Here is a 16,260-nt window from a genome sequence, read left to right on the forward strand (position 1 = left end):
TAAAAATATAATCCCACCCTATTCGTTATCGTATAGAGGTTCAGCCTGTGAGCGAGATCGTTGGCGACCGGATCAGGAAGCGTATGGAGGAGCTTGGGCTGTCGCAGTCCGAGTTGGCCCGGCGCGTGGGTGTGCGCCAACCCACCATCAGCCGGCTGTTGCTTGGGGAGGCCGCAGGCTCGCGGCACCTGCATGTGATCGCCCGCGAGCTCGGCACGACCCCGCAGTATCTCACCGGCGAGACGGACGACCCCTCCGAAGGGGCCATGCCGCTGCCGACGCCCGAGCTGCTCGCGGATCAGCTCGACCTGGTCGAGATCAAGGAGCTCGACCTGAAGTTCGGGATGGGGGCAACCTACCTCGATGTGCCGGTGACGCCGGAGAGCCGCTACTTCTCGGCTTCCTGGCTCCGCAGCTATACGACGAGCAGCCCGGACCAGCTGTTCTTTGCGCGCGGCATCGGCGATTCCATGGCCCCGACGATCCTGGATTCTGACATGGTGCTGGTGGACTGCACCCAGAAAACCCCGCATATAGGCGACCAGATCTGGGCCATCGCCTACGGCATGACCGGCATGATCAAGCGTCTGCGGCCCATGCCGGACGGCTCGGTGAAAATCCTCTCCGATAATGAGCGCGTTCCGCCCGAAATCGCCGTCGATGGCGAAATGCATGTCATCGGCCGCGTGGTGGCGGTCATCCGCAAGGTTTGAGTCAGGCGGCCCTGCCGCAGCTCGTGAGGTAGGCGCTGAACATATCGGCCATCGCATCGGCAAAGGCCTCAATCTCCGCGGCCGTGCGCGGTGATTCTGAAAACTGCTTCCCAACGGCGCTCATCGTCTTCGTGATCATCTCGCCTGCCAATGCGCGGCCTGCCTCCGAGGCTTCGGGCAGCGCCTCCCGCATGAAGCTGGCGAAGGCGCGCTCTCCCGCAGCGTGGGCCTCCCGCGCCTCGGGCGCATCCCGATAAAGAGGAGCAGCATCATTGAGCGCCACACGAACCGGAGCCTCATCGCATTCGGAACGGATAAAGGCGTGGACCAGGGTTCGCAGCCGCTCGAGCGGTGGTTTTGCAGCGTCGCCAAGAATCGAGCCGAGCATTTCCGTCGTCTGTCGCCATTCGTCGCTCTGAAGCCGGAACAGGATCGCGGCCTTGTTCGGGAAATACTGGTAGAGCGATCCGATGCTGACGCCGGCCCTCTCGGCCACCCGCGCCGTGGTGAAGCGCTGCGCGCCCTCCGTCGCCAAAACCTGAACAGCGGCTTCCAGAATCGAGGCGACAAGCTCGGTCGAGCGGGCCTGCCTCGGCTGTTTTCTCGAGGAAATTCGGGCTGTTCGGCGATCGGCCATCCGGCGCTCCGGCAATGCGAATAGGAAACGCGACGAATTATTCGTATTTTCCAGCCCAGCACAAGAACGCTTTCATCTGGGATTGGAGACATCAATGAGCACCTTGAATACGGCACCGCTCGCGCCTCTTCTGGATCGTCTGTTTGAGGAAGCCGAGGCCGCGACAAGCCCCGCGCTGGCCGAGATCTCCCGCGAGGAACGGGATCGCCTGATGCGGAGCAAGACCGAATATCTCGATTTCTACGGCCGCCTGAAGGATCTGTGGCTGCCCGTCTCGCGCGAGACCGGCACGCTGCTCTACATGCTGGCGCGTAGCACCAAGGCTCGCACGATCGTCGAGTTCGGCACGTCGTTCGGCATCTCGACCCTGCACCTGGCCGCGGCGCTCAGGGATAATGGCGGCGGCCGCCTGATCACCAGCGAGTTCGAGCCCTCAAAGGTCGCGCGAGCGCGCCAGAACCTGGTGGACGGCGGCCTCATCGATCTGGTCGAAATTCGGGAAGGCGATGCCCTCAAGACGCTGAGCGTCGATCTTCCCGATGCGATCGACCTGCTGCTGCTCGACGGCGCAAAGGCGCTCTACCTCGATATTCTGGGCCTGCTGGAAAGCCGTCTCAGGCCGGGCGCGCTCATCGTGGCGGACAATGCCGACCATTGCCCCGAATATCTGGAGCGCGTGCGCGCGCCTGCCGGAGGCTACATGTCCACGCCGTTCGCCGAGGATGTGGAGCTCTCCATGCGGATCGACTGAAACAGCCGCATCGAGCCGGGCCAGGGGGCCCCGCGCGGCAATAATGAAGGGCAAAACCATGCACGTATTCCTGACAGGCGCCACCGGCTGGGTGGGATCGGCTGTTGTCGATGAGCTTCTGAAAGCGGGCCACCGGGTCGCGGGCCTCGCCCGCGACAAGGGCAAGGCCGAGGCCCTTGCGGCCAAAGGCGCAGCCGTGGTCGAAGGTTCGCTTGAAAACCTTGATGTCCTGCGGCGCGCGGCCTCAGCGGCGGATGCGGTGATCCACACCGCCTTCAACCATGACTTCTCGAAATTTGCGGAAAGCGCTGCCCAGGACCAGCGCGTGATCGATGCGCTCGGCAGCGTCCTTGAGGGGTCCGACCGACCTCTGATCGTCACTTCCGGCCTGTCCGGGTTGCCGCGTGGCGCGACCGAGGCAGACCTGCCCAACCCTGCTTCTGCACGAAAATCGGAAGCGGCTGCGCGCGCGCTGGCAGAGCGCGGCGTTCGCGTCGCAACGATCCGCCTTGCGCCATCGGTGCACGGCCTTGGCGACCATGGGTTCGTCCCCATGCTGATCCGCCTCGCGCGCGAGAAGGGCGTGTCGGCGTATATCGGAGACGGCCAGAACTGCTGGGCCGGCGTGCATCGGTTGGACGCTGCGCGCGTCTACAGGCTGGTTCTGGAGGCGGGCGCGACGCACTCGGTCTACCACGCGGTTGCGGAGGAGGCCGTGCCCTTCAGGGCCATCGCCCAGGCGATCGGCCGGCGGCTTGGTCTGCCGGTTGAGCCGCGTGAGCGTGAACATTTCGGCTGGTTCGCGGGCTTCGCAGGCGGCGACATGTCCGTGTCCGCGGCGCGCACGCGTGCGCTTCTCGGCTGGGAGCCGACCGGTCCGGGCCTCCTGGCCGATCTCGACCAACCCAACTATTACACTGTGTAGCCGCCCGGCTCAGATCGCCCGCCGTCACACGGCATTCTCCAAATTCAAATCCGTCCTGAATCCCTGGTTGCTGAGGCTGTGGCTGACCTCGGTGATGAGCCAGCGGTGGGCGTCGATCTCCGCCTTGAAGCCAGAGAGGGTGACCTGCTGCTCGGGATAGAGGTCGGCCCGGCCGAGCGCCAGGCTGAAGCCCAGGGTGACGATGCCGCGCTGAAGGCGGCCCCATTCGGCGGTGGCGGCGGTGCGGGCGTCCTGTTCTGTCGCATAGACGCGGGACAGGCGCTTGGCATTCTTGTCGCTGCCGACTGTCACGTCATGGCGCTTCGAGGCCTTCACGTCCTGCCACGCGGCGATGACGCCCGTGTAGTCCTCCCGCTTGCGTCGGCTGAAGCGGTGACGGTCGCCCTGCTGGCGCGTAATGGCAACTGAAGGCAGGGGCTGGCCGCTGGCGGTCTCGCCCGCGCCGATCGGCAGGAACAGGAGGCTGCCGTTCTTGACGGTGGCAACCGCATCATAGCGGCGGCCAAGCCGTTGCAGGAACGCCATGTCGCTCTCCCGGCTCTGGATGATGCTGGGCAGGGCGGTCTCGCCAAGCGCGGGCGGAATGCGGGCGGCAAGGCCATTGCGCCCGGCGATGTCATTGATGACCTCGTCCAGCGTTGTGTCATGCCAGCTCTGCTCGCGCCGCAGCCGCAGCTGGGCGGTCATGTCCGCAGAGCGGGCCCGCACGGTCACCACATCGGGCGGGCCGCTGTGCTCGACCTCGTCCACCTTGAAGACGCCCTTGCCGACCAGACCGGCGGGAACGCCCGTCCCCTGCTTCCAGCCCAGCAGCAGCTGGAGGCTCGCGCCTTCCGCGGGCAGGGCGAGCCGCCCGTCGCTGTCATCGACCTGCAGGTCGAGCTGATCGGCCTCGTCGTCGCGTTTCTCCGTCAGCTTGAGGGAGATGAGGCGCGGGCGGATGCGGTCGGTCAGGTCCTGGCCATCCAGCACCACCTTATAGTCGGGGATCGGGTTGCGCGCGGCCATGCTTATTGCCCTCCTGCGATGCGGGCGGCGGCGTCCGTGTCGTCCACCCGCCGCAGCTCCAGCCCGAATTCGATGCGCCGGGCCGTGCCGTCCGGATTGAACAGGCTCTGGCGCTCATCAAGCCCGGTGATGACGAAGCTGCCGAACACGCGCCCCGTGCCATCAACCAGCGGCCAAGCCTCGCCCTGGTCCGCCATGTTCCGCAGCGTGTCGAGGGAGGCGCGCCCGTCCATCAGCTCGGGCGCAACCAGGCCGGAGAGGGAAATGGTCTCCTCGCCGGGCCCGAGGAACTGGTTGGCATCGCGCGTGCCGACGCGAGACGATTGCTCATGCCGCCAACCCAGCCGGTGGCTGAGATCCTGATGGGCGAGGGTCGAGAGGGAAAAGACGAACTGGCCAAGTGCCATCAGCATGGCAGGTCTCCTTACAGTGTGTCCCGGTAGGCCGAGCGGGCGCGGGCTGCGCGCTCGCGCTCCAGCCGCTCGATCTCGGCGCGCACGGCCAGGGCGATGTCCTGCCCGCTGCCGCCCGCCGGGGCATTGACGGTGATGGTGTAGGTGACAGCCGGTCCGGCAGATCCAATTCCCGCCGCACCCGGTTGCGCCATGGCGGGGGTGGCGACGAGGCCGGCGGTGGCGGCGCCAACGGCCATGGCGTCGGTCATGCGCTGGGCGAGCGATGAAACACGATTGAGCGGTCCCTGCTCGCTTGCCGCCAGCCCTTGGGTGAGGCCCGCCATGGTCTGGCCGCCCAGCTCGGCGAAAACGCGGCTGGGGGAGTGGATGCCGAGCGCTTCCTTGAACCAGTCCTTCGCGCCATTGGCCGCCCCCAGCAGGGTTTCCTTCAGCGCTGCCAGCTTGCCGAGAACGCCGTCGATCACGCCCTGGATGAGGTTCGCGCCGAAGGTGCGGAAATTCGCCCACAGCGCGGACAGGCTGGCCAGCGCCCCGGTGAAGCTGGCCGTGACCTGAGCCCATAAATTCGAGAAGTAGGCGGTAATGCCGTCCCAGTTGTCGTAGAGAAGATAAACAATTGCCGCGAGCGCAGCGATCGCCGCGATTACGGCAAGAACGATGCCGATCAGCGGCAGAAGGCCGATCCCGAGCGCTCCGGCGATGAAGGCGAGGGCCGCCAGTGGCGCCAGCAGCACGGCGATGGCGTTTGCCAGCCCGCCGAACACGACCATCGCTCCGGCGAGAACCCCGGCAACCAGCAGGATGCCCTTGGTGAGGCGCGGATTTTCGGCGGCCCACTGCCGCATCCAGTTAATAATCCCAACCGCCTTCTGCGCGAGAAATTCAACCGTCGGCAGCAGCTGCTCGCCGAGTTCGGTTCTGAGTGCGCCAAATGCGCTCCGTGCCTGGGCAACCGCGCCTCCGGCGGTGTTGAGCTGGTCCTGATATTCCTTGCCGGTTGAACTCGCATAGGCGCTGGCATCGCCCACGATGCGGAAGCTGTTTTCCAGCTGGTCGAGGTTGGCGAGCAGGGGCGTCATGGTCTTTGCGGCATCCGGGCCGAACAGGCTGTTCAGGGTTGCCGCCTGCTTGTCCGGGGCGAGCGTCGACGCGCGCTTCATCACGTCGAGAATGGTGCCGGAGGCGTCGGTTTTCATGCCCTTGCCGACCGTCGCCGCATCGAGGCCGAGCGCGCGAAATCCTTCCTGCTGGGCTCTGGTCGCCGCTCCGCCGCGCGTCAGGGCGGTCATCATGTTCTCGATGGCATTCGCGCCCGCATCCGCATCAACGCCTTCTCCGCTCAGCACGTGGCTGAGGGCCGCGATCTGCGGCGCGGTCTTGCCGGCCATCTTGTCGAGCCCGTCGATGCGGCCGATCATGTCCGTCATCGCCTGGCCGTTTGCGCCGTAGGCATTGTTCAGGGCGTTGATCTGGTCGCCGAAGCGCGCCGCCTCCGCGCGCCCAAGGCCGAAGGCGGTGCGCCATTGGGTCATGGCCGCGCCTGCCGCCTCGGCGGGGATGTTCAGCGCAACGGACAGCTTCGCCGCATCCTCGGTCAGGCCCAGCAACTCTTCCCGCCCAACGCCGGCCTGCGCGGCCGAGGCGGCAATCCGGGCAAGGGCATCGCCAGCCACCGGCACGCGGGCCGAGAGATCAAGAATATCATGCGACATGGCGGCGAAGGCATCAGGCGTCGGAAAACTCACCGCCTGCCGCACTCCGGCCATGGCGGTCTCGAACGTCATGGCCTCGCTTGCAGCAGCCACGAGGGGCGCGCCGATGGCCACGCCTGTCTGGAGCGAGGCCGCGCCCACCGCGGCCAGGCCAGAGGCGCCCTGCCGCACCTTCCCGAAGGCCGCCCGCCCGGCCGCCAGCCGCTGGCTCCGCCTGGTTGCCGTCTCGGCGCGGCTGGCCTGCTCCGCGAAGGTTTCATTGGCCTGCGCCGTCTGGGCGCGCAGCTTTTTCTGCCCGTCCACCAGCCGGGTCGTCGAGATGCCGGCGGCCGACAGCCGGTTGCGAACCTCCTGCAGCCGCCCGGCCTGCGCCTGATGCTCCGCCTTCAGGCTTGCGGCGGCGCGGCGGGCATCGTCGAACCTGGCCTGAAGCGTCTGCGCCGGGGCGCCAGCCGTCTGCATCTGGCGGGCAAGCGAGGCAACCTGCCCCTGGGCCGCGCGCATCGCCTGCTCGGTTTGCCTCATGCCCAGCTTGAGCGTTCGGAACTCCCCGATGTCCGCCTGCGTCCGGTTGAGCGCGCGCAGCTGTTCCTGCGTCTCCCGCAGGGCCTTGGTGGCCCGGTCCGAGCCGCCGGCGATTTCGCGCAGCGGTGTGTTCGTCTTGTCCAGCGCTTCAAACAGCACGCGAATACGCAGGTCGCGGTCCATGTCGGGCTCCTTCGGCAGGCGGGGTGGCGCGCGCGGCGGCGCGGGCGCGCCAGGCCATCAGCTCGCTGACGGCCATGGCGCTCATCTCGGAGAGACTCCAGTGAAAGACACAGGCGATGTCGGCCATGGCCTCGTCTACGCTTGCGGCAAGGCCGCCCTGATCCGCTTCGGCAGCAAAAAATCCACCACCTCCGTGCCCATCTGCATCAGGTCGGACGGGTCGAGCTCCGCCACATCCTGCTTGGTCAGCATCGGCGTGGTGATGCGCGGCAGCAGCGTCTCGAGCGCGGCATAGTCCAGTTCGCTCAGGCTCCGCAGGTTCAACCCGCGCAGCTCGCCCGCCTTGGGGCGGCGCACCTGAATGGTCTCGAGGGTCTGCTCGCCGCGCACCAGCGGGCGGTCGAGCGTCACGGTGCGGGTTGCGGTGTCATTCATCGCTTCGGCAAATTCGGTCATGGGTCAGGGCTCCGGATAAAAAGTCATGGGGAAAAAGGCGCTCCCGCCCGCGGGGGCGGGAGCCAGTGGCAGGGAGGCGTTAAAGGCCGATGGCTTCGCGCACGGCGGCGAGACGGTCGCTGCCGCCCACGTTCTCGACCATGTTCAGAAGATCGATCTCGATCACGGTCGCGCCGTTCCAGCTCAGCTTGTAGTAGGAGCAGGCGGTGGTGACGCTGAACTCGGTGTCCTCGCCCGCCTGGGTATCGCCGAAGCCGATTTCCGTATGGCGGCCGCGTACCACCACTTCGATGGCATCGACCGCGCCGGTGCTGTCGCTCTGATAAGCGCCGGCGAAGCGCAGCTGAACGCCGTCGGCGGTGGTGACGCCATACTGGGCCAGCACGCCCCGCATGGGGCCGCCGCAGGTCCACTCAAGCGTGATGGCCTCCTGGCCCTGGTCGATCAGAACCGGGCCGGACATGCCGCCGCCGCGCCATTCCTCGGTCTTGCGGGTGAGCGTCGGCAGGGTGACGGTGGCGACATCGCCAAGATAGGCGTTGCCGTCGTTGAACAGCATGAAGTTCTTCAGTTTGCGGGGCGCGCCCATAAATTAAGTCTCCAATGTTCAGGCGGATAACGGGGGCGGCCAGCACCGGCCGCCCCGGCGGAATCAGAGGCCGGTTGCGAAGTCGGCCAGGTACTGGTCGGTGATGCGCTGGCGTAAGGTGAGGCTCTCCAGCGGCGGCACGGGGGTGTAGTCGTAATCGATCACCAGTTTGCCGGCGGAAAGCGCGCTCGCCGGGTTCTGCTCGGGGTCGAACCAGGCGTTGGCGTCGATGATGAAGCCCTGGCTCTTCAGCGCGCGGAAGGAGGCGTTGATGGTCTCGACGATGTCGCGCACCAGCGATTTGTGCAGCGGCTTGTCGACCGCCCACAGCAGGCCGTCGGCGATGGTGTCGGAGAGCACCTGCGCCGTGCGGGTGGCGCTTTCGAAGGCGAACAACGGCTCGTCCGAGCAGGTGCGATTGCCCCAGAAGCGGTAGCCGTTGCGGTTGGCGAGCGTGGTGATACCCGCGTTGTTGAGGAGCCCTGCGTCGGTCGTGTCGTCCTGCAGGTCCCAGCTAATGTCGCGGGAGAGACCCATGACGCCATTGACGGCAACGTTGGAGAGGGTCTTGTGCCAGCCCTGCTCCTGGTCGATGCGGGCGCGCAGGCCAAGGGCATAGGCTGCGGCCGGGCGGGTCACGGTGGCGCTGGTCGCGGTGTCCCACACGAGGAAGTCCGGCCAGATCAGCATCAGCTCGCGCGCCGAGAAGTTGTTGCGGTAGAGAATGGCCTCCTCAACCGTCGCCGCCGCGCAACCGGCGTAGGCGCAGGCCCGCAGTTTCTGGGCGACGGTGATCATCGCCGTCGTCACCGGCTGGGTATCAAGGCCGGGCGCGCCGATGATGCGGGGCTTGACGCCCAGCTGGTTCTCGGCGGCGAGCAGCGCCTGCAGGCCGGTCATCGAGCCGTCGGTGCTGGCACCGATCACATTGCTGTTGGTCTCGTCCGCATCGAGGCCCTCGGCCACCCGCACCACGACGACAACCGGGGAAGACTGCGCGGCGATGGCCTCCAGCGTCGGGCGCAGGGTGCCGTCCGTGCCGGCCTTGGCGATGGCATTGTTCAGGTTGGTAATCAGCACCGGCCGGTTGAGCGGAAACAGGGTGACGTCGGCCGATGCGCCGGTGGCGACTAGGCCGATGATCGCCGTGGAGACGGTCGTCAGGCGGCGTGCGCCATCGTTGATTTCGGTAACTTTAATTCCATGCATCAGGTGGGGCTCCTTCAGGTGAAATTGCCGCGCAGCGGCAGGGTAAGACGGGTGAGGCTGTTGGGTGCGGGCGCATCCATGCGGGTGCCCTCAAGGGTGAGGGCAAAGCCGCCGTGCTCGCCCGACAGCGCGATGGCAACGCGGCTGAGGCGCAAGCGCGGCTCCCAGCGCATCAAAGCCTGGGCCACGGCAGCGTAGAGCCGCAGGCGGGTCGTGGGGTTGAAGGGCTGGTCGATCAGCTCTGGCAGCAGGGAGCCGTAGTCGCGCCGGGCCACGCGGCTGCCGATGGGGGTTGTCAGAATATCGTTTATCGATTGGCGCAGGTGGGCCTCGCCCTCAATCGCCTTGCCAGTGGTGGCGCTCATGCCCTTCATTGCGGCGCTCCCGAAACTGCGGTGCCAGCCGTCACCTTGCCGTGAACGTGGGTTTTGAGGCTGATGCCGGCGGCCGTCACATCCTCGCTGGCTTCCAGCTTGCCGGTCACGGTGACGGTGCCGGTGATGGTCACGTCGCCTTCGATTTCGACGCCACCGGGGGCTTCAACGTGCGCCGTGCCGCCGGACGGCAGAACGGCACTCAGGCGGTGCGCGGCGGGGTCATAGGCAAGCTGCGCGCCGTCCTTGAAGGCAAGGAGGGTCATGTCCTCGCTTGCGGGGGCGGCGTTGTGGTCGGAGAACAGGCCGGTCAGCACAATGCCCAGCGCCGTGTCGGCTTCGGGGCAGAGGAGGACCACCTGTTCACCCACCGATGGCGGGGACCAGCTCCGGGCGCTGCCCGCGCGCGGGGCCAGCCAGGGGAGGGGCGGGGTGAGAATTTCGCCAACCTTCACCGTGCAGCGTGCGGCCGTGAGGTCAACCTCGGCAACAGTGCCAATCCGGATCAGGTCTCCGATGAGGCGTAGAATTTCTGGGGTGTCTGTCATGCGGGTAGAATGCCCGCATTTTTCGCTTAAAGCGCGGCCCCCATGTTGTGCAAAAGCGTGTCACAACATGGGGGCCGAAAGAATTTATTTGGAGGGATTATTCAGCGTGTGCAGGGGCGGCCGTAATAACGCCAAGCGCAATTTTATTGGCAACGCCGCGGGCAACTTCCTCAACGCGCTGCCGGGTTGCTTCGGCGTCATAGGCGCCATTTTCATCGTGGCAGGCATTCACCTGCCGTTCGTGCACGATCTCGCCCTGGCGGAACGTCACCGGGACGGCGCGCATGGCCTCATCGTAGGTGCCAATTTTAATTTTCATTAAAGTGCTCCTTTTTTCTCAAAGCTGTGCAGGGGGCGTCGGCCACACTGCCTCACTCGGGGCGGCGGCATAGTTTTCGGGCAGGTCGCGCAGCGCCTGGCGGTAAACCTGCCAAGCCGCGCGCTGCTCTGCGCTCAATGGCGCATCGGGAATCTGCGTAAAGTCGCTCTCACGCAGCAACCGATCACGCTTGCGTCGCAGGGAGGCGAGCAGTTGCTCCGCGCTTGCGGGCGGCGGAGTTCGCGCAACGACCGTGCCATCAACAACGGCAAACACCTTGCCTTCGGCCTGGGCCTCAAGAAGGGTCTTATGGTGCTCGTCTGTTATCGATATCGCATCCACAGGGATGCTGTCGGGGCGGTGGAGAGTGCTGTCGTAAAATCCACCGGTTGAGGGAGAGTAGAATTTGGCCATGTCTAGTATCCAAATGCGATGAAAAACGCCTGTGTCGTCTCCGCGGCGTTAAAAACCTGAAAACTCGTAGTGTACACCGATCCGCTTCGCACGGCCGGGTTATTGTCCTGTGCATCGGCACTGAGGTGAGCCGTGCCCGAGACGACGACACCCATGCAAAGGCTCGGAAAGGCGACGGGGAAGGTCAGGGTGACGGTCGAGTCATTGGCCGCCGTGAACCTGCCCGCCTGAATGATCATGCCGTTGGGCAATTTGCAGTAGCCGTATGCAGATTTGCTTGCGACGAAGTCCGCTAGCTTGGCAAAATCAGAGGCGTGCAGGCCATCAAGCAGATCAGCGTCGAGGCCCGACCCGGATCCGTCATTGCCCGCCGTCCAGACTCTCGTCCATCCGGCTGGACGGGACAGCAGCATCAGGTCCCCCGAGCCGTATAGCGATGAAAGATAGAAGCCTCGGGCCCCGACGTCGCCTCCGCCTAGGCAGGCAAGATACGCAAGCTGTGTGCCACTGTAGCCGTTGTTTGTGTGGAGCGAGAACAGGGTCCCGCCGATGGCCAGAGAAAATGGGTCGGTCACTCCGTCGGCGGGCACACCCGTGGTATTGTAACCCCAGTGCAGTGGGCGGTGCAGGCCGTCGATCATATCCGCATCGAGTCCGGACCCAGCTCCATCGTTACCAGAGTGCCAGACGGTACTGCCCTTAACGCTTAGCTCGCCCCCTTCGGTCAGCGACATTTTGGAGACGCCATTGCTGCCGAGCCAGTTATAAATGACGTTCGAGGTTGTCCCTGTAACATTGTTGAAGAAATTGATCGCTGTTCCGGATACCGAGAGGCCCAAGAGGCCAAGGGTGTTGCCGTAGGTCAGGTTGACTTTGCCTGCGGTGCCGATGCTGCCGGTGAAGTTCGCGCCTGAAAGTTTGGCATAGGCCGAGCCTTGCAGGCCATCGAGCAGATCCGCGTCCAGCCCATTGCCCGCGCCTTCGTCCTTGAGTGCGGCGGATTTGATATCGAGCAAGGAACGGAAGGCCGATGCAGAGGCGGACGTCAGCAGGGATTTAACGAAGGATGAAGGCGCGCCTGCTCCGAACCGGTTGTCGAGCCAGTTGGTGATGGCGGCCTTCAGCCCCTTCGGCGTGACGGCGCGGACGGCATCAACGCCGTTCGTGGTCTCCTCGGATGTTGCCAATTCCACCACGCCCTGGCGTTCGGTGGTGGCAGGCGGGTTGAGGAAGCTGGTGTCACCGAAGGTGATCTGCGCGGCATCAACTTCGGCAAAGGTCACATCGATGCTGAGCAGTAGCATCGCCTGCGCGGACTTCTCCATGATCGGCTCTGCCTGCCCATAAAGGGCGAACAGAGTGCCGTCGGCAAGGTACAGCGCGAATGAGCGCACCGTATAGGTGTCCCCGCTTTCGTCGCGGACGGTCACATGAATGGTGTCGTCGGCCACGGCCTCGCCGGAGAGGGTCGATATCCGTTTGATCTCGCCCGGCAGGGTGGCGGCATTCGGCGTCGGCGTGATGGCGGTGGCAGAGACGCCAACGGATGCCATCAGCACCGGCGCGGTGCCGTTGTTCGCCGCATTGACGAGGGCGGCGCGGCCGGCGTCCGTAATGGTAAGGCTCAATCCGCTCATGCCTCGGCCCTCCGGATTGCGAAGGCCAAGAATGCGGCACAGACAGTCTGCGCCGAAGCTTCAGGGGGGTGGGAGAAGTGTTGTCTCATTGTTTCCTCATGCAGCAAAGGAAAGGCGGGCATAGGTGACGGGGCGGGCCGCGGCGGCGGCCCCAAGGTGGGCGCTCCCCGCAAACCCTTGGGTGAAGGTGAAGTGGCTTCTGGCGGGCTTGGTGCGGGAAACCTCGGCGATCACCGCGTCGACAAAAGCGGCGTCGGCCGGGGTTGCTGCGCCGCCGAGCGTCAGGACCAGATCGAAGGTGTAGGGGTCACCGGCTGGGTCTTTCTGCCACCATTCCCGAATGGCGACCGACCCGCCGAAGCTCTCGACCACCCGGCGCACGCTCTCGGCCGTGCCTTTGCGGCGCTGAATGGCGATGGCCTGGCGCACCCGCTCGCGCTTGACCGCCACCGGCCAATCCGAGGACCAGCTGTCGATGGAAAGCGCCCAGGCAAGCCAGGGCAGCAGGTCGGCGGGGCAGGTGTCCGGGTTCCACAGCTGGCGCAGCGGAACGGGAATGTCCGCCAGCCGCGCGGTGGTGATTTCCAGTGCGCGCTCCAGTTCCGTGGCGTTGGAGGGCAGGAGGGGGGGCCATCATTCGCCCACCCCCGTGTGGATAACGCTGACGCTGGTGCACCAGCTCGCCTGCGTGCGGCTGACGATGATATCGCCGGCGGGGGAGAGCAGCCTGACATTCTGCACGCCCTCGGCGTGCAGGGCGGCGTAAAGGCCGGAGAGGGTGACGTCGCGCCCCAACCGGTGGCTGGCCGCGATGTAATCGTCCAGCCGGCGGCGGCTCTCCGCGAGGACGACGCTGCCATCGGGGCCGGAGAAGGTGGTGATCTCGGCCTGAACCTCATAGGGAATAATCGCGGCCGATTGCACGATCACCTGATCGGTCAGCGGGCGCACCGCCTCGTCCGAGACCTTGGCCGCCACCGCTTCCAGCAGCGCGGCGGAAGCTGTGCCATCGCCAGAGCGCGACAGCACGGTCACGACCACCGTGCCTGGCGTCGGGCTGGTGGCCGAGGCGTCGAGCACGTCGCCATCAGCGGAGAGCGCATGGAAAACATAGGCCCCTTCCGGCCCGGCGACGGAGTAGCCTTCCGGGGCCAGCACCATGCGCCGGCGCAGGTCGGTGTCGCTTTCCATCGTGGGCGAAATGCCGAGGTCCGGATTACCGGGGGCGAGTTCTAAGCGCGTGATGCCGAGGAGGGCGGCAAGGTTGTCGAGGTCGGCCCCCGCCGCATAGGCGGGCATTACGGCGCGGGCGGCCTCATTGATGCGCTGGCGCAGCAGCAGCTCCCGGTAGGCGGCGACCTCTAACACCTTGACGGCAGGGTCGGATTCAACAACCGCGTCGAAGTCCGGCAGCAGCTCGCGCAGCCGTGCCAGCATGGCGGCGTAGATGGTTTCATAGGACAAGATCTCAACCACAGCCGGCGCGGGCAGTTTGGAGAGATCAACGGCGGTGAAGGTTTCGGTTTGCTCTGTCATGTCTGGCATGACACCAGCACCGGCCCGTCTGCGGAAGGGAGCCGTTGTTGTGGAAAAGGGCGCCACAACAACGGCGAGATTTTTTCGGGCGGAACGAGCCGAGAAAAAAGATGCGGGGGAGCGGGCGCGCGGCCCTGCTCCCCCGCTTGCTCAATATTCGCAGTCCTGAGGCGTCACGTCAGAACACGGTTTCATCGCCAAGCGCCAGCGTTTGCAGCCGGGCCGTGTCGGGCACATTGTCAAAGCCGGGGTCATAATCCGGCTCTGGCACGTAGGTCAGGGTGTACCCGCCGCCTTCACGGGGCTCGGCCAGCACGGTCTCGCTCAGGTCCAGCACGATTGTGAAATTGGTTTGGCCGGTATCAAAGGTTGCTATCTCAAACGTGAGCGCCTCGTGGGCCGGCTGGCGCAGCCGCTCGGGCTGGTTGCGCTCCAGCCAGGCGAGCACCGGCACCATGATCGTATCGAGCCCTCCGGAAAAATCGTTGATGGTGACGGTAAGGCTGTAGCGATACTCAAAGCTGAGGGTCGCGGACTGCACAATGGCTGTCCGCCCCTGGCCGATGGAAAGCGTCAGGCGTTCGGGGGGCAGGTCGGGCAGCGCCTCCAAAAGATGCTGGCGGAGTAGGTCAGGCTTGTTCATTGCGGGGGTTCCTTACAGCTGTTGGGCGCATGCCAGGCGATGAGCCGCTCAAGCTGGCTCGTTGCCTCGGCATAGCTTTGGGCAAGGCGCACGGTGGCTTCCCGCACGGCCTTGGGCATGACGGCAGCTATTCCCACCGGGAAGCCATCCGGGCGTTCAGGGCAGGTAAGCAACTCGGCCGGCGGCGTATCGCGCACCTCAATGGCTACCGCAGCAGGCGCTGTCTCCGGCGCTTGGTGCGCGCAGGCCTGCAAGAGCGTTGAGAGCAGCAAACCAGCTGCCGGTGACCTCATCATCATGAATCTGCTCCTCGGCGGTGTTCATTGTGGCGGTGGCGGCGCGCGCGGCCTCGTGCGCGGCAGCGCGTCGCCTGGCGTCTGCGGCCTGCTTGTGCTCGCGCGCCTGCATGGCGGCGATCAGGCGCTCGGCGGTCGCCGCCTGCGTGTCGCGCCTGAAGGCCGCAAGCTCCCGCACTGTCCGGGCGCAGGCCACGCCGGGGTCGCCCTGATCGGCTTCAAAGGACGCGCCCGCGCTCGCGCAAATCCGCTCGGCCATGGCCTTGAGGTCATCCCGTTCGGCCCTGACCTTGGCGAAGGCGGCGTAAAGACCGGCGGCCGTACCGGCGACGATGAGCAGGGTCAGATAGTCCCGCTTGCCGGTGAGAAGGCGGAAGAGGCTATGCAACATGGCCATGGCCTGCACCCCAGATGGCCTTGGCACGATCCAGGCAGGCGCGCCGGCTGGCGAGGCCGTTCAGCCCGCCGTTGATCCGGCGGGTGATGGCTTCCAGGTCATCCTGATCGGCAAGGGAGTTGAGGCCATGGTCAGCCCAGAACAGGCAGGCGATGAGCACGGCCAATTCCGGCTCGGCCGCGCGCTCGGGCTGCCCCACGAGATCGATCCCGAGCCGGGCGCCGTAAGCCACGTAGTTGGCCTTTCCGGTCAACTGGAAAATGCCCCGGCCGCGAAACCGCTCGCCATCGCCGCCGGCATTGTTGCCCAGGCTTCGGCGATAATCGTAGCGCTGCAGATAATCATCCCACGGATCGGGGTCTGGCCCATCGCCCGAGCCCAGCTCGACGAAATAGCGAAAGCCGCCGGTCTCGTGTGCGGCCTGTGCCAGGAAGTGGGACATCCGCAGGGGCGTCGTGATGCTGAACCGGCGAAAATCGCCGGCCATGGCCGCGCCGAGCAATGGCCCGAGCGCGCCGAGCGGGCGGCCCGCCACATAGCCGCACCAGGCGGCAAGACTTCGGGGTCCCCATATGCCGTCAATGAGGCCGGGATCGTAGCCGGCCTTGGTGAGGTGGACCTGCGCGGCGAGACTCTGGTCGCGGGAGATCATCGGTTCCTCCCCAGAAGATTTTTCAGAAGGCACGGAATATCAGCGGCCAGTTCGCCGGCCGCGCGGGTGAAGCGCGGCGCGGCCTCGAATGCCACCATGGCGATGACGAAACCGACAGCCTGGGCAACGAAGGGGGAGAAGTCGAACAACTCGGCCGCGGCCAGCGTTACATAGTAGCTGACGCAAATGCCGGTGACCCATTGCACGAGGCGCTGGCGCCAGGAAAGTCCCGGTCGCCACGCCTGGCCCACGGCAGAGCCCAGGGCGGCGGGGGGCGAGGGCCGCCACGGCGGTTTGCG

General features: G+C 65.9%; 23 protein-coding genes. 3 read left to right on the plus strand and 20 right to left on the minus strand.

Features of this window, described 5'->3' with window-relative positions; translation table 11 throughout:
* Nucleotides 1–47 precede the first annotated feature (47 nt).
* Entirely contained in the window at nt 48–713 is a 666-nt protein-coding gene (locus L0C21_RS14590) for an XRE family transcriptional regulator (RefSeq protein ID WP_259279170.1), read from the plus strand.
* 1 nt (nt 714) lies between these two features.
* On the opposite strand, the gene L0C21_RS14595 is transcribed toward L0C21_RS14590, so the two are convergent.
* Nucleotides 715–1,350 carry a TetR/AcrR family transcriptional regulator gene (locus L0C21_RS14595; RefSeq protein WP_259279522.1) on the minus strand — a complete coding sequence of 212 codons (636 nt, stop codon included), beginning with the start codon at nt 1,348–1,350 and terminating at the stop codon, nt 715–717.
* A 94-nt stretch (nt 1,351–1,444) separates the two neighbouring features.
* Here L0C21_RS14595 and L0C21_RS14600 point away from each other — a divergent pair, with 94 nt between their 5' ends.
* Together L0C21_RS14600 and L0C21_RS14605 are read left to right on the plus strand one after the other, a co-directional pair.
* The gene (locus tag L0C21_RS14600; protein WP_259279171.1) at nt 1,445–2,101 is read left to right on the plus strand and encodes an O-methyltransferase; all 657 of its coding nucleotides are present in this window, start codon (nt 1,445–1,447) and stop codon (nt 2,099–2,101) included.
* A 58-nt stretch (nt 2,102–2,159) separates the two neighbouring features.
* Nucleotides 2,160–3,026, plus strand: a complete 867-nt coding sequence (locus L0C21_RS14605) for an SDR family oxidoreductase (protein ID WP_259279172.1) — start codon at nt 2,160–2,162, stop codon at nt 3,024–3,026.
* 24 nt (nt 3,027–3,050) lie between these two features.
* Here the strand turns inward: L0C21_RS14605 and L0C21_RS14610 are convergent, their stop codons facing one another.
* The 19 genes from L0C21_RS14610 to L0C21_RS14700 all read right to left on the minus strand — a co-directional run bounded on the left by L0C21_RS14610 (nt 3,051) and on the right by L0C21_RS14700 (nt 16,167).
* Nucleotides 3,051–4,055, minus strand: a complete 1,005-nt coding sequence (locus tag L0C21_RS14610; protein WP_259279173.1) for a contractile injection system protein, VgrG/Pvc8 family — start codon at nt 4,053–4,055, stop codon at nt 3,051–3,053.
* A 2-nt stretch (nt 4,056–4,057) separates the two neighbouring features.
* Nucleotides 4,058–4,468: a phage tail protein gene (locus tag L0C21_RS14615; protein ID WP_259279174.1), complete on the minus strand. Its 411-nt coding sequence runs from the start codon at nt 4,466–4,468 to the stop codon at nt 4,058–4,060.
* An 11-nt stretch (nt 4,469–4,479) separates the two neighbouring features.
* Nucleotides 4,480–6,891 carry a phage tail tape measure protein gene (locus L0C21_RS14620; RefSeq protein ID WP_259279175.1) on the minus strand — a complete coding sequence of 804 codons (2,412 nt, stop codon included), beginning with the start codon at nt 6,889–6,891 and terminating at the stop codon, nt 4,480–4,482.
* Nucleotides 6,857–7,018, minus strand: coding sequence for a GpE family phage tail protein (locus L0C21_RS14625; RefSeq protein ID WP_259279176.1), 162 nt, complete (start codon nt 7,016–7,018; stop codon nt 6,857–6,859). The genes L0C21_RS14620 and L0C21_RS14625 overlap by 35 nt, the downstream gene beginning before the upstream one ends.
* 8 nt (nt 7,019–7,026) lie before the next feature.
* On the minus strand, nt 7,027–7,347 hold the full coding sequence (locus L0C21_RS14630) for a phage tail assembly protein (protein WP_259279177.1): 321 nt from the start codon (nt 7,345–7,347) through the stop codon (nt 7,027–7,029).
* A gap of 79 nt (nt 7,348–7,426) precedes the next feature.
* Nucleotides 7,427–7,936, minus strand: coding sequence for a phage major tail tube protein (locus tag L0C21_RS14635; RefSeq protein ID WP_259279178.1), 510 nt, complete (start codon nt 7,934–7,936; stop codon nt 7,427–7,429).
* A gap of 63 nt (nt 7,937–7,999) precedes the next feature.
* Nucleotides 8,000–9,145 carry a phage tail sheath protein gene (locus L0C21_RS14640; protein ID WP_259279179.1) on the minus strand — a complete coding sequence of 382 codons (1,146 nt, stop codon included), beginning with the start codon at nt 9,143–9,145 and terminating at the stop codon, nt 8,000–8,002.
* Nucleotides 9,146–9,159: 14 nt separating this feature from the next.
* Nucleotides 9,160–9,519, minus strand: coding sequence for a GPW/gp25 family protein (locus L0C21_RS14645; RefSeq protein WP_259279180.1), 360 nt, complete (start codon nt 9,517–9,519; stop codon nt 9,160–9,162).
* On the minus strand, nt 9,516–10,067 hold the full coding sequence (locus L0C21_RS14650) for a phage baseplate assembly protein V (protein WP_259279181.1): 552 nt from the start codon (nt 10,065–10,067) through the stop codon (nt 9,516–9,518). The genes L0C21_RS14645 and L0C21_RS14650 overlap by 4 nt, the downstream gene beginning before the upstream one ends.
* A gap of 97 nt (nt 10,068–10,164) precedes the next feature.
* Nucleotides 10,165–10,386 carry a hypothetical protein gene (locus L0C21_RS14655; protein WP_259279182.1) on the minus strand — a complete coding sequence of 74 codons (222 nt, stop codon included), beginning with the start codon at nt 10,384–10,386 and terminating at the stop codon, nt 10,165–10,167.
* Between the two features lie 18 nt (nt 10,387–10,404).
* Nucleotides 10,405–10,800, minus strand: coding sequence for a phage tail assembly chaperone (locus tag L0C21_RS14660; RefSeq protein WP_259279183.1), 396 nt, complete (start codon nt 10,798–10,800; stop codon nt 10,405–10,407).
* Nucleotides 10,801–10,802: 2 nt separating this feature from the next.
* Entirely contained in the window at nt 10,803–12,437 is a 1,635-nt protein-coding gene (locus L0C21_RS14665) for a gp53-like domain-containing protein (RefSeq protein ID WP_259279184.1), read from the minus strand.
* A 96-nt stretch (nt 12,438–12,533) separates the two neighbouring features.
* Nucleotides 12,534–13,058, minus strand: a complete 525-nt coding sequence (locus tag L0C21_RS14670; RefSeq protein ID WP_259279523.1) for a phage tail protein I — start codon at nt 13,056–13,058, stop codon at nt 12,534–12,536.
* A 12-nt stretch (nt 13,059–13,070) separates the two neighbouring features.
* Nucleotides 13,071–13,973, minus strand: coding sequence for a baseplate assembly protein (locus L0C21_RS14675; RefSeq protein WP_374940285.1), 903 nt, complete (start codon nt 13,971–13,973; stop codon nt 13,071–13,073).
* Nucleotides 13,974–14,151: 178 nt separating this feature from the next.
* Nucleotides 14,152–14,616, minus strand: a complete 465-nt coding sequence (locus tag L0C21_RS14680; RefSeq protein ID WP_259279186.1) for a phage tail protein — start codon at nt 14,614–14,616, stop codon at nt 14,152–14,154.
* Complete coding sequence (locus tag L0C21_RS14685) at nt 14,613–14,813, minus strand: hypothetical protein (RefSeq protein WP_259279187.1); 201 nt, start codon at nt 14,811–14,813, stop codon at nt 14,613–14,615. Before L0C21_RS14685 ends, L0C21_RS14680 begins: the two co-directional genes overlap by 4 nt.
* Before the next feature lies 1 nt (nt 14,814).
* Complete coding sequence (locus tag L0C21_RS14690) at nt 14,815–15,309, minus strand: hypothetical protein (protein ID WP_259279188.1); 495 nt, start codon at nt 15,307–15,309, stop codon at nt 14,815–14,817.
* Nucleotides 15,293–15,961 (minus strand): glycoside hydrolase family 19 protein, encoded by a 669-nt coding sequence (locus tag L0C21_RS14695; protein ID WP_259279189.1) that lies wholly within the window; start codon nt 15,959–15,961, stop codon nt 15,293–15,295. The genes L0C21_RS14690 and L0C21_RS14695 overlap by 17 nt, the downstream gene beginning before the upstream one ends.
* Nucleotides 15,958–16,167, minus strand: coding sequence for a hypothetical protein (locus tag L0C21_RS14700; protein WP_259279190.1), 210 nt, complete (start codon nt 16,165–16,167; stop codon nt 15,958–15,960). The genes L0C21_RS14695 and L0C21_RS14700 overlap by 4 nt, the downstream gene beginning before the upstream one ends.
* Nucleotides 16,168–16,260: the final 93 nt, after the last annotated feature.

It is taken from the genome of Pedomonas mirosovicensis (genome assembly GCF_022569295.1).
Classification (GTDB): domain Bacteria; phylum Pseudomonadota; class Alphaproteobacteria; order Sphingomonadales; family Sphingomonadaceae; genus Pedomonas; species Pedomonas mirosovicensis.